Origin of the sequence: Rhodococcus sp. AD45-ID, assembly GCF_003023755.1 — a bacterium.
Taxonomy (GTDB): Bacteria; Actinomycetota; Actinomycetes; order Mycobacteriales; family Mycobacteriaceae; genus Rhodococcus_F; species Rhodococcus_F globerula.
On sequence record NZ_PYHL01000002.1, the window covers coordinates 835,888 to 849,804 of the forward strand.

The 13,917-nt window shown below is 61.8% G+C and carries 11 protein-coding genes; all 11 read right to left on the bottom strand.

Annotation, left to right across the window (positions count from 1 at the left end; all coding sequences use genetic code 11):
• Positions 1 to 17: 17 nt before the first annotated feature.
• The 11 genes from nuoN to nuoD all read right to left on the bottom strand — a co-directional run bounded on the left by nuoN (position 18) and on the right by nuoD (position 13,915).
• Positions 18 to 1,613, bottom strand: coding sequence for an NADH-quinone oxidoreductase subunit NuoN (gene nuoN, locus C7T36_RS20035; RefSeq protein WP_045067352.1), 1,596 nt, complete (start codon positions 1,611 to 1,613; stop codon positions 18 to 20).
• Complete coding sequence (locus C7T36_RS20040; protein ID WP_258190628.1) at positions 1,610 to 3,232, bottom strand: NADH-quinone oxidoreductase subunit M; 1,623 nt, start codon at positions 3,230 to 3,232, stop codon at positions 1,610 to 1,612. The genes nuoN and C7T36_RS20040 overlap by 4 nt, the downstream gene beginning before the upstream one ends.
• Positions 3,226 to 5,118, bottom strand: coding sequence for an NADH-quinone oxidoreductase subunit L (gene nuoL / locus C7T36_RS20045; protein ID WP_045067355.1), 1,893 nt, complete (start codon positions 5,116 to 5,118; stop codon positions 3,226 to 3,228). Before nuoL ends, C7T36_RS20040 begins: the two co-directional genes overlap by 7 nt.
• Position 5,119: 1 nt before the next feature.
• Positions 5,120 to 5,419: an NADH-quinone oxidoreductase subunit NuoK gene (nuoK, locus tag C7T36_RS20050; protein WP_033234863.1), complete on the bottom strand. Its 300-nt coding sequence runs from the start codon at positions 5,417 to 5,419 to the stop codon at positions 5,120 to 5,122.
• Positions 5,416 to 6,213, bottom strand: a complete 798-nt coding sequence (locus C7T36_RS20055) for an NADH-quinone oxidoreductase subunit J (protein ID WP_045067358.1) — start codon at positions 6,211 to 6,213, stop codon at positions 5,416 to 5,418. The genes nuoK and C7T36_RS20055 overlap by 4 nt, the downstream gene beginning before the upstream one ends.
• Positions 6,210 to 6,737, bottom strand: coding sequence for an NADH-quinone oxidoreductase subunit NuoI (gene nuoI, locus C7T36_RS20060; protein ID WP_033234861.1), 528 nt, complete (start codon positions 6,735 to 6,737; stop codon positions 6,210 to 6,212). The genes C7T36_RS20055 and nuoI overlap by 4 nt, the downstream gene beginning before the upstream one ends.
• The gene (gene nuoH, locus C7T36_RS20065) at positions 6,730 to 7,986 is read right to left on the bottom strand and encodes an NADH-quinone oxidoreductase subunit NuoH (RefSeq protein ID WP_375129330.1); all 1,257 of its coding nucleotides are present in this window, start codon (positions 7,984 to 7,986) and stop codon (positions 6,730 to 6,732) included. The genes nuoI and nuoH overlap by 8 nt, the downstream gene beginning before the upstream one ends.
• A gap of 86 nt (positions 7,987 to 8,072) precedes the next feature.
• Positions 8,073 to 10,487 carry an NADH-quinone oxidoreductase subunit G gene (locus C7T36_RS20070; RefSeq protein WP_033234859.1) on the bottom strand — a complete coding sequence of 805 codons (2,415 nt, stop codon included), beginning with the start codon at positions 10,485 to 10,487 and terminating at the stop codon, positions 8,073 to 8,075.
• Positions 10,484 to 11,785 (bottom strand): NADH-quinone oxidoreductase subunit NuoF, encoded by a 1,302-nt coding sequence (gene nuoF, locus C7T36_RS20075; protein ID WP_045067364.1) that lies wholly within the window; start codon positions 11,783 to 11,785, stop codon positions 10,484 to 10,486. The genes C7T36_RS20070 and nuoF overlap by 4 nt, the downstream gene beginning before the upstream one ends.
• A gap of 1 nt (position 11,786) precedes the next feature.
• Positions 11,787 to 12,602 (bottom strand): NADH-quinone oxidoreductase subunit NuoE, encoded by an 816-nt coding sequence (nuoE, locus tag C7T36_RS20080; protein WP_045067366.1) that lies wholly within the window; start codon positions 12,600 to 12,602, stop codon positions 11,787 to 11,789.
• Positions 12,599 to 13,915 (bottom strand): NADH dehydrogenase (quinone) subunit D, encoded by a 1,317-nt coding sequence (gene nuoD, locus C7T36_RS20085; RefSeq protein WP_084702860.1) that lies wholly within the window; start codon positions 13,913 to 13,915, stop codon positions 12,599 to 12,601. Before nuoD ends, nuoE begins: the two co-directional genes overlap by 4 nt.
• Positions 13,916 to 13,917: the final 2 nt, after the last annotated feature.

The following is a 13,917-nucleotide window of genomic DNA, read 5'->3' on the forward strand; positions in this document are numbered from 1 at the left end:
ATCCACCGTATCGGGACTTAACGGATGAACTCCGCTGCTCGCTCGGCAAGATCGAGTGCCGGTTGCGGCAGCACTCCGAGGATCAGTGTCACGCCGGCGCCGAGGCCGATGACAGTGCTGGTGAGCGCACTCGGAACAACGACGCTCGGGGCGTCGTCAACAGGATCGGTGAAGAACATCAACACGATGACTCGCACGTAGAAGTACGCCGCAATCGCGCTGCACAGGACACCGACAATCACGAGTGGGGCCGCGCCGCCCTCCGCGGCGGCTTGGAACACCGCGAACTTGCCGATGAATCCACTGGTCAAGGGAATTCCGGCAAAAGCTAGGAGGAACAGTGCAAACACGATTCCGATCAACGGTGAGCGCCTACCCAATCCGGCCCAGCGATTCAGTGTGGCAACTTCGCCGTCAGTGTCACGCACCAGAGTGACCACCGCAAAAGCGCCGAGCGTGCTGAATCCGTAGGCGAGTAGGTAGAACATCGTCGAAGACAGACCCGCATCCGAATCGGCGACCACCCCGGTCAGGATGAATCCGGTGTGTGCGATGGCCGAGTACGCCAGCATTCGCTTCATATCGGTCTGCGTGAGAGCGACAACGGAACCGACAACCATCGTGGCGATCGCAACGCCCCACATCAGTGGACGCCAATTCACGTACTCGTTGGGCAGGGCCACGTAGAACACTCGCAGGATGGCTCCGAAGCCGGCGATCTTGGTGGCAGTAGTCATGAAACTGGTGATCGGGGTCGGTGCACCCTGATACACGTCGGGAATCCACGAATGGAAGGGCACTGCGCCGACTTTGAACAACAGACCTACCGCCAGCAGGGCGGTGCCGAGCCACAAAAAGGAATCGTTCTCCGTTCCGATTCGTGCCGCATCGGCGATACCGGAGAGCGTGACCGTGCCGGCATAGCCGTAGAGCAGGGCAATGCCGAACACGAAGAACGCCGACGAGAATGCCCCGAGCAGAAAGTATTTCATCGCCGCTTCCTGCGACAGGAGACGGCGTCGTCGCGCCAATCCGCACAGCAAGTACAGCGGAAGTGAGAACACTTCGAGCGCAACAAACATCGTCAGGAGATCGTTGGATGCGGGGAAGAGGAGCATTCCGCCCACCGCAAAGAGCGTCAGTGGGAACACTTCTGTTTGTGCAACACCGGCTTTGGTTGCTTCTTGTTCGGCAACGCTGCCGGGAACGCTCGACGCTTGAGGCGTGAAACTCCCCAGCGCGTCCTCGTGATTTTCGGCAGGCACCGTATCGCCTGATCCGCGCTCGGCTATCAGCAACACGGCCGGAATCGCAACCAGCAGAATGGTGCCTTGCAAGAACAGGGTTGGACCGTCGACGGCAACGGATCCCGCCATTGCCAGTGATCGAGTGCCCGCAAGTGCGACGACAGCCACAAATGCCGCAGCCAATCCGCCGATACCGAGGACCAACTGGACGGGGTAGCGCACCGAGCGAGGTGCAAACGCTTCGACCAGCACTCCCACCACCGCGACACCGAATACGATCAGCATCGGTGACAGCAGGCTGTATTCGACACTCGTGGAATGGGATGCAGGCTCCGCGAGAACGGCCAATCCGTCGAAGGAACTCATTTGTGGGCACCTTCCTCGGTACTGGCATCGGCATCGGCATCGGCGATCACGGGTGTGGGCACCTCATCGACGACGGTGTGGCTGACCGCAGGGGTAATGATGTCGAGAGCCGGTTTGGGGTAGATGCCCAGGAAGAGCAGGAGCGCGATCAACGGCGCCACCACAACAAGTTCGCGGCGAACCAAATCGCGGATTTTGTCGGAGCCTTCTTTCTCGGGACCACCCATGATCCGCTGGTAGAGCCACAGGATGTAGATCGCAGACAGGACCAGCGCACTGGTCGCGATGATGGCAGCGACGTGATAGCGCGTGTATGTGCCGATCAGGACCAGGAATTCGCTGATGAACGGCGCCAGGCCGGGAAGCGAGAGAGTGGCAAGTCCGGCAACGAGGAAGGTGCCGGCAAGAACCGGTGCAACTTTCTGCACACCGCCGTACGCCGCGATGGCGCGTGTACCACGCTGCGAGACAAGGAAACCCGCGATCAGGAACAGTGCGGCCGTCGAGATTCCGTGGTTGACCATGTACAGAGCGGAACCGGCCTGGCTCTGACTGGTCATCGCAAAGATCCCCAGAATGATGAACCCGAAGTGCGAAATCGACGTGTACGCGATCAGGCGCATGATGTCGGTCTGCCCGATCGCGAGAATCGCGCCGTAGACGATGCCGATCACTGCGAGCGTGATGATCCATGGCGCAAACGTCGCGGACGACTCCGGAAACAGTTGCAGACAGTAGCGAATCATCGCGAAGGTACCCACCTTGTCGACGACGGCCATCATCAGAACAGCTGTCGACGGCGTGGATTCCACCGCCGAATCCGGCAGCCAACTGTGCAGCGGCCAGAGTGGGGCCTTGACCGCAAACGCAAACATGAAGCCGAGGAACAGTGCGTTGAGTACACCTGGCCCGACACCCAGGTCGCCGTTCGCAGCTGCTGCGGCGATGGCTTGGAAGTCGAAAGTTCCTGAGGTGAATGGGCTCTCCGCGCGGGCGGTCACCACGTAGAGGCCAACGACTGCCGCGAGCATGACCAACCCGCCGAGCAGGTTGTACAACAGGAATTTGACCGCGGCGCGTGACCGGTTGGCACCACCGAAACCACCGATCAGGAAGTACATCGGTATCAGCATTGCCTCGAAGAAAATGTAGAAGAGCAGAACGTCGAGCGCGCTGAACGACAGCAGCACCATCGATTCGACTACGAGGATCAAGGCGAAGTACGTGTGCGGCAAGCGTCGTGGCGGTTCGTCCGGGGTCTCCGCCGGCACCGCGGGGACGTCGTTCCATCCGGCAACCAAGAGCAGCGGCACCAGTACTGCCGTCAGTAGAACGAGAACAAGCGCGATGCCGTCCAGTCCCAGGCTGTAACTGGTCCCGAATGCGGGTATCCAACTGTGCCTTTCGACGAATTGGAACTGCTGTCCGCCGCGGTCGAACGTGATGGCGAGGGCCACACCGATCGCGAGGACACCCAACGACACCGCAAGAGCAACGGATTTGGCGATGTGAGACATCCGGGCCGGAAGTGCGACCACCACGGCGGCGCCAACCAGGGGGAGTAGCCACAGGAATGTCAGAGCGGGGAAGCCGGCGTTTGTCACAGATTCGTTCACCACAGTGTCACCGCCATCATCGTCGCGACCACCAGCGCTGCACCCACGAACATCACCAAGGCGTAGGAACGGACGAAGCCTGTCTGCAGCTTGCGGACCAGGCCGGAAAGTCCGCTGACCGCCCCGGCGAAGCCGTCGACCGCACCGTCGATGCCTTTGGTGTCGACCACCTCCAACGTCTGGGTGAGCTGTTGGCCGGGCTTCATGAACACCGCTTCGTTGAATGCGTCGCCGTACAGATCACGACGGGCGGCGACGGTCAGCGCGGACACGGCAGTCGGCGCCTCCACCGGGATTTCCCGAGTTGCGTACTCGCGGTAGGCAACTCCGACGCCGAGCGCGACTACGACCAGTGCCATCAGGGTGATGGTCCACGCGGGTATCGGCGGCTCCACGTGATGGGCGCCGACAACGGGTTCGAGCCAGTTCTGCAAGCTGGACCCGATGGTCAGCAGCATGCCGGCGCCGACGGATCCCACCGCGAGCACAATCATCGGAGACGTCATCACGGAAGGGGATTCGTGTGGATTCTGGCTGTCCCATCGAGGTTTCCCGAAGAAGGTCATGAGCATCACGCGGGTCATGTAGAACGCGGTGAGTGCGGCACCCAGCAACGTGACCAGGCCGAGGACTATGCCCTTGACCCCGCCGTCGCCGATGGCAACTTCGATGATCTTGTCCTTGGAGAAGAAGCCCGCAAACGGCGGAACACCGATGATGGCAAGGTATCCGAGCCCGAACGTGACAAACGTCAACGGCATGAATGCTCGCAGTCCGCCGTAGCGTCGCATGTCGGTTTCGTCGTTCATTGCGTGCATCACCGAACCGGCGCCGAGGAAGAGACCGGCTTTGAAGAATCCGTGGGTGATGAGATGCAGGATCGCGAACGCGTATCCGGCGGGCCCCAAACCGGCTGCGAGCACCATGTACCCGATCTGGCTCATGGTCGACGCGGCGAGAGCTTTCTTGATGTCGTCCTTCGCGCAGCCGATGATCGCGCCGAACAGGAGCGTGACCGCTCCGACGATCACCACCACTGTTTGGGCGTCGGGTGCCAGGTTGAAGATCGGGTTGGAACGCACGATGAGGTAGACACCCGCAGTGACCATCGTTGCCGCATGGATCAGCGCCGACACCGGTGTCGGGCCTTCCATCGCGTCGCCCAGCCAGGACTGCAACGGCACCTGCGCGGACTTCGCGCACGCCGCGAGCAACAACATGAGACCGATGGCCGTCAGAACCCCTTCACTTGCGCCTGAGGCGTTGCCGAAAACTGTGGTGAACGACAGCGATCCGAAAGTGTTGAACATCACCATCATTGCGATCATCAGGCCGATGTCGCCGACTCGGTTGACCACAAACGCCTTTTTTGCCGCGGTCGCTGCCGTCGGCTTGTGCTGCCAGAACCCGATGAGCAGGTACGACGCCAATCCGACGCCTTCCCAGCCGACGTACAGGCCGAGGAAGTTGTCGGCGAGGACCAGAAGCAGCATCGCCGCCAGGAACAGATTGAGGTAGGCAAAGAACTTGCGGCGCTCGGGGTCGTGGTCCATGTATCCGACCGAGTAGATGTGGATCAGCGAGCCGACACCGGTGATGAGGAGAACAAAGCACATGGAGAGTTGGTCGAGTTCGAGGCCGAACTGGACCTGCAGACTGTCAACGGGCACCCAGCTGAACAGGTGCTCGTTGATGCTCCGATCGGCGGTGTCGCGGCCGAGCATGCTGACGAAGAACGCCACTCCCACGGCAAACGACGCCAACGCCATGACGCACGCGAACAGATGCCCCCAGGTGTTGGTGCGACGACCGGCAAGGAGTAGGACGGCAGCGCCGCACAGCGGCAGGGCAGGCAGTAACCAGATGGCGGACGTGATTCCTCCTGACATATCAGTACTTCAGCAGGTCTACGTCGTCGACGGATACAGAACGCCGAGATCGGAAGATAATCATGATGATTGCCAGGCCCACAACCACTTCCGCGGCGGCCACAACCATCGTGAAGAACGCAAAGATCTGGCCGTCGAGGTTGCCGTGCATCCGCGCGAACGTGACAAACGCGAGGTTGGCGGCGTTGAGCATCAGTTCGATGCACATGAACACGACAATGGCGTTGCGTCGTAGGAGAACTCCGGCCGCGCCGATGGTGAACAGCAGAACCGACAGGTAGAGATAGTTCTCGGGATTCATCGGTTGTTCTCCTCTCTGCTTGTCGGATCCTGCATGCGCGGCGTGAGGGCGCTCGAGACCGAGATGTCCGACGGCGAGCCGTCGGGCAGCCGCGCCGGTATGTCGACAGCGTTGTTCCGGGCATAGACGCCGGGACTGGGCAGCGGTGTGGCCGAGCCCTTTTCGGGATTGTGCTCGTCGCTGCCCAAATACTTGAATCGCTGCTGCGAGAGTTCGCGTTGACTCATCGACGCCTCGATCTTCTCCCGGTGCGCCAGCATCATCGCGCCCAGTGTGGCCGTGATAAGCAGTGCGCCGGTCAATTCGAAGGCCCAGACGTAGCGAATGAAGATCAGATCGGCGAGCGCGTCGATGTTGCCCTGCTCGAGGTTGGTGAACCCGGTGAATCCCGAGATCGATGCGTTGCCGAGTCCGCCGATCAGCAGCAGACCAAAGCCGAGACCGATCACGAACGCGCTGACGCGTTGTCCCCGCAGAGTTTCGACCAGCGAGTCCGAGGAGTCGACGCCTACCAGCATCAGCACGAACAGGAACAGCATCATCACCGCACCCGTGTACACGACAACCTGAACAACTCCGAGGAACAAGGCACCTTGAACTATGTAGAACACGGCCAGGATGATCATGGTCATCGCCAGGAACAGCGCCGAATACACAGCTTTCGGGGCCGCAACAACTCCGAGCGCGCTGATCACGGCGAGAGTGCCGAGAATCCAGAACTGCACGGCCTCACCCGTCGACGTCGACGTCAGCGTTCCCTGTGCGAGAACCTCCGCGGTGATCGCGCTGATCATTGTTCCGGCTCCTGGCCGGCCGCCGCGATGTCGCCGCGGTAGTAGTCGTCCTGCGTGGTTCCCGGGCGCAATGCGTGCGGAGGCGCATCCATGTCGGGCTTCAGGGGTGCGAGCAAGCGGTCCTTCTCGTAGATCAAACCGGCGCGATTGTCGTCGGCCATCTCGTATTCGTTGGTCATGGTCAGCGCACGGGTGGGGCACGCCTCCACACACAATCCGCAACCGATGCACCGCAAGTAGTTGATCTGGTACACCTGGCCGTACCGTTCACCGGGGGAGTATCGCTCGTCTTCGGTGTTGTCCGCGCCTTCGACGTAGATCGCGTCGGCGGGGCACGCCCACGCGCAGAGCTCGCAGCCGATGCACTTCTCGAGACCGTCGGCATACCGATTGAGTTGGTGGCGACCGTGATAACCCGGCGCCGTCGGCCGCTTCTCTTCCGGATAGAACTCGGTTTCCGGCTTCTTGAACATGGTTGAAAGCGTGACGCCGAATCCGGCAAGGGGTCCGAGGAATTCAGGCATGGGAGTCCTCCGATGTTTCGGTGGGTGCAGCTGTCTCGGTGGGTGTAACGCCGGTTCGGCTGAATGCAGAAACCGTCTGACCAGGCATCGGCGGCACAGGGAAGCCGCCGGCCATGGGATCGAACGGCGTGGGATCGAAAGGCGCGGTTGCGGTTGCGGCAGGTGGTTGCTCGACGTCGCGTCGACGGCCCCGGTAGAGACCACCGACTGCAAGAACAAGCGTGCCGCCCAGAACCACACCGACGCACAGCAGCACCAGCCAGGTGTTGTACCCCGCGTTGCGGAAGGCGCGTACCGAGGCGATTGCCATGACCCACACCAATGCTGCCGGGATGAGGATTTTCCACCCGAGATTCATGAACTGGTCGTAGCGCAACCGGGGCAGCGTGCTGCGGAGCCAGATGAAGATGAAGAGGAAGAACCAGACCTTGCCGATGAACCACAGCACCGGCCACCACCCCGAATTTGCGCCGTCCCAGAGATTGAACGGGAACGGCGCGTGCCAGCCGCCGAGGAAGAGTGTCGTGGCCAGGGCCGAGACCGTCACCATGTTCACGTATTCCGCGAGCATGAACATCGCGAACTTGAGTGACGAGTACTCGGTATGGAATCCGCCTACCAGTTCGCCTTCGGCTTCGGGAAGGTCGAATGGCGCGCGGTTTGTTTCGCCGACCATGGCAACTACGTAGATGAGGAACGAGGGAAGGAGCAGGAAGACGTACCAGGATCCTTCCTGGGCGCTGACGATCCCGGACGTGGACATGGTTCCGGCGTAAAGGAATACGGCGGCAAACGACAAGCCCATCGCCACTTCGTACGAGATGACCTGCGCCGTGGATCGAAGAGCGCCGAGCAGCGGATAGGTCGATCCGGACGACCACCCGGCAAGAACGATTCCGTACACCCCGACGGAGGTGACGGCGAGGATGTACAGAACACCGACGGGAAGGTCTGTGAGTTGCAGCGGCGACCACGTCCCGAAGATCGACACTTCGGGGCCGAAGGGGACTACCGCAAATGCCATGAACGCGGGAACGACGGCAATGATCGGAGCCAACATGTAAATCGGTTTGTCGACGCCGGAGGGTGTGATGCCTTCCTTGAGAGCCAGTTTCACGCCATCTGCCAGGCTTTGCAGCAATCCGCGCGGGCCAACCCGGTTGGGGCCGACACGCATCTGCATTCGGGCCATGACCTTGCGCTCGACGTAGATCGCGATCAGCGTCGTGAGCAACAGGAACACGAAGATGACGAGCGCCTTGGCGATCACCAGCCACAGTGGATCGTGCCCGAACGCCGAAAGATCCACGGGTTCAGCGATAAACGTGACAGTGCTCATTGCGGCACCTGATTGGAGATCGTGACTATGTCGCCTGGGGATACTCCCAGCGTTCGATTGACTTCGCTGCCGGTCGAATTGAGGGGGAGCCAGACAACTCGCGGCGGCAGATCCGTGATGGCCAGTGGCAGCGTGATAGTTCCCCGGCCCGAGCTGACCGACACAGGCTGACCTTCGATTGCTCCGATCTCCGTGGCAGTGCTCGCGCACAGCCGCACAACCGGTTCGTGGGCTGTTCCGGCCAGGTTGGGATCACCGTCCTGTAGTCGTCCTCGGTCGAGAAGTAGGTGCCAACTCGACAGGACGGCTTCGCCGGGTTGTGGTTCGGGACGCGCCGACGCGGGGGAGCGGGGAGCGGGTACCCGCTTGCCCGACCACGTTCCGAGCGCGAGGATCTCGGCGTGCGCGGTGGCAGCGTCGGGAAGTCCAAGGCTGATGCCCATCTCGGTCGCAATCGCCTGGAGGACTCGTTGATCAGGCATCACACCGGTGGTCCGCAGGGCAGTCTCGAAGGGACGCTCGCGGCCCTCCCAGTCGATGAATGTGCCAGGTTTCTCGGCGATGGCCGCCACCGGGAACACAACATCGGCCAGTTCGGTGACGCTGCTATGCCGAATCTCGAGGCTGACGACAAAGCCGGCGGATTGAACGGCGGCGCGGGCAGCGTCGGGATCCGGCATGTCGGCAAGATCGACCCCACCGATCAGCAGAGCGCCCAGCGCTGAGTCCGATCCCAACATCTGTGTTGCACTCAGTCCATGCTCGGTGGGTAGTTCCGCCGACCAGGTCGAGGAAATATCTTCGCGAGCAGCAGGGTCGGATACCGGTCTGCCCCCGGGGAGCAGTCCCGGCACAGCGCCGACTTCGACGGCGGCCCTATCTCCGGCGCGACGCGGAATCCACGCGAGCCGTGCACCGGTGGTTTCGGCCAATCGCTGTGCCGCCGAGAGTCCGCCGTCGATGGCGCCAAGTCTTTCGCCGACCAGAATGACCGCACCAGGCTGACGCAGCAGCCGGCCGACTTCGCCGTCGGGATCACTCAGTGAATCCAGAAGGACAGGTTCGCCCCCTGGTGACGCCTGCAGAAGTGTGCCGGCCATTTTCTGTAGACCTCGGGTTGTAAAAGGAGCGAGAGACAGAACCCGAGTCTGCTGTGTCCGCGCAGCCTTGCGGAGGCGAAGGAAGACGATGGGCGATTCCTCTTCCGGTTCGAGTGCCACCAGAAGTGCGACCGGGGCAGCTTCGAGGTCTGCGTAGGTGACAGATTCATCGAGTGATCGGCCGGCGACGTGAGCGCCGAGAAATTCGGATTCCTCCTGGGACTGGGCGCGAATCCTGAAGTCGATATTATTGGTGCCCAATGCGATACGTGCAAACTTGCTGTATGCGTACGCGTCTTCCATGGTGGACCGTCCACCCACCAGTACGCCCGCATTGCCCCGTGATTCGGCAAACTTCCGGGCCACCATGTCAAGGGCGAACGGCCACGACGCGGGAACCAGTGCGCCCTCGCGGTCGCGGATCAATGGAGTGGTGATCCGGTCGCGTTGTGTTGCATATGAGAAGGCGAATCGCCCCTTGTCGCAGTTCCACTCCTCGTTGACGTCCGGGTCGTCGCCGGCGAGGCGCCGCAGTACCTTCCCGCGGCGATGATCGGTCCGTTGGGCGCACCCGTCAGCGCAGTGTTCGCAGACGCTGGGGCTGGACACCAGGTCGAAGGGACGAGCGCGAAAGCGGTACGACGTATTGGTGAGAGCGCCGACGGGGCACACCTGAATGGTGTTTCCGGAGAAGTACGACTCGAAGGGTTCGTTGGCGTAGATCCCGACCTGCTGCAATGCACCGCGCTCGAGGAGGTCGATGAACGGGTCACCTGCGATCTGCTGCGAGAACCGGGTACACCGCGCGCACAGTACACACCGTTCCCGATCGAGCAGAACCTCCGACGAGAGGGGAATCGGCTTGGGATACGTCCGCTTCTCCTCGCCGAACCTGGATTCGGTCCGGCCCGTCGACATCGCTTGATTTTGCAGCGGGCACTCGCCGCCCTTGTCGCACACCGGGCAGTCGAGAGGGTGATTGATCAGGAGCAGCTCCATCACTCCGCGCTGCGCCTTCTCGGCGACGGGCGAGGTGACCTGGGTGTTGACAACCATTCCGTCCGCGACCGTCGTGGTGCAGGACGCAAGCGGCTTGCGTTGGCCCTCGACCTCGACGATGCATTGTCGGCACGCGCCCACGGGATCGAGAAGGGGGTGATCGCAGAATCGGGGAATGACAGTACCGATCATCTCTGCGGCGCGAATGATCAACGTGCCCTTGGGAACCTGGACCGTGGTGCCGTCGATGGTGAGGGTGACGAGGTCCGACGGGATTACGTCACCGGTTTCGACATCAGCCGCTGCAGTCATGAGGTGTACGCTCCTGTCGCCAGAACGGACCGCGCGGGATCGAACGGGCAGCCGTCTTGATCGAAATGCATCAGGTACTCGTCGCGGAAGTACTTCAGCGACGACATGATCGGGCTGGTCGCCCCGTCGCCCAAGGCACAGAAGGACTTTCCGAGAATGGTGTCGGAGATGTCGAGCAGTTTTGTCAGGTCGGACTCGGTTCCGCCTCCACTTTCGAGGCGACGCAGAATCTGCACGAGCCAGTACGTGCCTTCGCGACAGGGAGTGCATTTGCCGCACGATTCATGGGCATAGAACTCCGTCCACCGCAGCACCGCCCGCACGATGCACGTCGTGTCGTCGAAGATCTGCAGAGCCTTGGTGCCCAGCATGGATCCGGCGGCGCCGACACCCTCGTAATCGAGTGGAACGTCCAGGTGTTCGTCGGTGAAGATCGGTGTCGACGATCCGCCGGGTGTCCAGAACTTGAGAGTGTGGCCGGCCCGGACGCCGCCGGCGTAACCAAGCAGTTCGCGCAACGTTATGCCGAGAGGCGCCTCGTACTGCCCGGGACTCGTGACATGACCGGACAACGAGTACAGCGTGAATCCGGGCGATTTTTCCGTACCCATCGACTTGAACCATTCGGGGCCGTTCTGGATGATGGCCGGCACGCTCGCAATCGATTCGACGTTGTTGACCACTGTCGGGCACGCGTACAAGCCCGCCACCGCCGGAAACGGCGGCCGCAATCGCGGTTGCCCGCGCCGCCCTTCCAATGAATCGAGCAGCGCGGTCTCCTCGCCGCAGATGTACGCGCCAGCGCCGGCGTGCACCACCAGATCGAGATCGAAGCCGGAACCCTGGATATCGGATCCCAGGTAACCGGCCGCGTAGGCCTCCGAAACCGCAGTCTGTAGGCGTCGTAGCACCGGGACAACCTCGCCGCGCACGTAGATGAACGCCTTGGCCGCGCGAATTGCGTACGCCGCGATGATGACTCCCTCGACCAACGTGTGAGGAGTTGCCATCATCAACGGTATGTCTTTACACGTGCCGGGTTCCGACTCGTCGGCATTGACCACGAGGTAATGCGGCTTGTTGTCGCCCTGCGGGATGAAACTCCACTTCAAACCGGTAGGGAATCCGGCGCCACCACGGCCACGCAGACCCGCGTCCTTGATGGTGGCAATCACGTCGTCGGCGGTGCCCGCGAGTGCCTTGCGTAACCCCTGATAACCGTCGTGCCGAAGATAGGCGTCGAGAGTCCACGAATGGGGTTCGTCCCAGTACCGGCTCAGTACAGGCGCAAGTGCCATGTCATTTCCCTTCGCCGGAACTGGGATTGTCGGTGGAGTGCGCCGCGACCACTCTCAGTCCCGCGAGACTTGCGGCGCCGCTGGTCTGGGCCTCGGCAGCTTCGGCGCGGGAATCCGCGAATCCGGCCAGGGTGCGGGCGGTTTCGCGGAAAGAACACAGCGTGGCACCGCGACTGGGGGTGACACGGTCGCCGCTACGGAGTGCATCGACCAACGTGCGTGCAGACTCGGGCGTCTGGTTGTCGAAGAACTCCCAATTCACCATCACCACCGGTGCGTAGTCGCAGGCGGCATTGCACTCGATGTGTTCGAGCGTGATCTTGCCGTCCGACGTGGAAATCGAATGTGACGCCTCGTCACGCGAGCCCGCCGATTCGAGGTGCTCCTCGAGCGCCTCGAAGATGGCATCGCCGCCCATGATCGCGCACAGAGTGTTGGTGCAGACGCCTACCAGGTACTCGCCCGTCGGTCCGCGCCGATACATGGAGTAGAAGGTGGACACTGCCGCGACTTCGGCACCGGTCAAGCCGAGTTTGCCTGAGCAGAAGTCGATTCCGGCCGGCGTGATGTAGCCGTCCTCGGATTGGACAAGATGCAGTAGTGGCAGCAGCGCGGATCTGCTGGTAATCGCGCCTTCGCCTGCCGAATCGTCACGGTATCGCGCAATGACGGCCTCGGCATCGGCGTCGAGTTGTGCCAGGACGTCGGCAGGGTAGCTGCTTCGAGCGCCTGGTCGCACCAACTGGGTGGGTTCTTCGGGCCGTGGACCGAGTTCGAGGAAGACGCGGGTGCCACCGTTTTTCGTGGAGTCTGTCATCGGTCCACTCCGCCCATGACTGGATCGATGCTGGCCACCGACGCGATCACATCGGACACCATGCCTCCCTCACACATCGCAGCTACCGCTTGGAGGTTCGTGAACGACGGATCCCGGAAATGCACTCGGTATGGACGGGTGCCGCCGTCGGACACCATGTGAACGCCGAGTTCTCCGCGTGGCGATTCCACGGCCACGTACACCTGACCGGCCGGAACTCGGATACCCTCGGTCACCAATTTGAAGTGGTGGATGAGGCCTTCCATCGACGACTCCATGATCTTGCCGACGTGCTTCTGCGAATTGCCGAGTCCGTCATCACCTACCTGGAGATCTGCAGGCCACGCAATTTTCCGATCGTCGACCATGATCGGTCCCGGGGCCAGCTTGTCGAGGCATTGTTCGACGATCTTCAAGGACTCCTTCATCTCCTCCACCCGAATGAAGTACCTTCCGTAACAATCGGACCCGGTGTGTGTGATGACGTCGAACTCGTAGTTTTCGTAACCGCAGTAGGGCTGCGCTCGACGCTGATCGTGGGGGAGGCCGGTGGCCCGAAGTACCGGACCGGTGATGCCGAGCGCCATGCATCCGGTGAGGTCCAGGTATCCGATGCCGCTGGTTCGCGCCTTCCAGATCGTGTTGTCGGTGAGCATCAACTCCATGTCGCGCAGACGATTCGGCAGAACCTTCAACAGTTCGCGGATCTTCGGAATCGAACCTGCGGGTAGATCCTGAGCCAGTCCGCCTGGACGGATGAACGCATGATTCATCCGAAGACCGGTGGTGGTCTCGAAGACGTCGAGTATCAGTTCGCGCTCGCGGAACCCGAACAGCATGGCAGTGACAGCGCCCAACTCCATACCGCCAGTAGCCAGCGCAACAAGGTGTGAGGAGATCCGGTTGAGTTCCATCAACATCACGCGCACAACGGTGGCGCGTTCCGGGACGTCATCGGTGATACCGAGTAGCTTCTCGACGCCCAGGCAGTACGCGGTTTCGTTGAAGAACGGAGACAGATAATCCATACGGGTGACAAAAGTGACGCCCTGAGTCCAGTTCCGGTATTCGAGGTTCTTCTCGATTCCGGTGTGCAGGTAGCCGATTCCGCATCGCGCCTCGATTACCGTCTCGCCCTCGATCTCGAGAATGAGACGGAGCACGCCGTGCGTCGACGGGTGCTGTGGCCCCATGTTGACGACGATGCGTTCGGCACCGGCATCGGATCGGCCCGCTGCCGCCGCGGCGACTATCTGGTCCCAGTCCTGACCCGAGGCGGTGTAGACCGTCTCCTGTGATGGTGTGTCAGCCATGT

What these genes read in the sequence shown, in the direction of transcription:
- nuoN (WP_045067352.1), bottom strand. Translation starts at nt 1,613, where the DNA reads ATGAGTTCCTTCGACGGATTGGCCGTTCTCGCGGAGCCTGCATCCCAT.
- nuoL (WP_045067355.1), bottom strand. Translation starts at nt 5,118, where the DNA reads ATGTCAGGAGGAATCACGTCCGCCATCTGGTTACTGCCTGCCCTGCCG.
- nuoK (WP_033234863.1), bottom strand. Translation starts at nt 5,419, where the DNA reads ATGAATCCCGAGAACTATCTCTACCTGTCGGTTCTGCTGTTCACCATC.
- C7T36_RS20055 (WP_045067358.1), bottom strand. Translation starts at nt 6,213, where the DNA reads ATGATCAGCGCGATCACCGCGGAGGTTCTCGCACAGGGAACGCTGACG.
- nuoI (WP_033234861.1), bottom strand. Translation starts at nt 6,737, where the DNA reads ATGCCTGAATTCCTCGGACCCCTTGCCGGATTCGGCGTCACGCTTTCA.
- C7T36_RS20070 (WP_033234859.1), bottom strand. Translation starts at nt 10,487, where the DNA reads ATGACTGCAGCGGCTGATGTCGAAACCGGTGACGTAATCCCGTCGGAC.
- nuoF (WP_045067364.1), bottom strand. Translation starts at nt 11,785, where the DNA reads ATGGCACTTGCGCCTGTACTGAGCCGGTACTGGGACGAACCCCATTCG.
- nuoE (WP_045067366.1), bottom strand. Translation starts at nt 12,602, where the DNA reads ATGACAGACTCCACGAAAAACGGTGGCACCCGCGTCTTCCTCGAACTC.
- nuoD (WP_084702860.1), bottom strand. Translation starts at nt 13,915, where the DNA reads ATGGCTGACACACCATCACAGGAGACGGTCTACACCGCCTCGGGTCAG.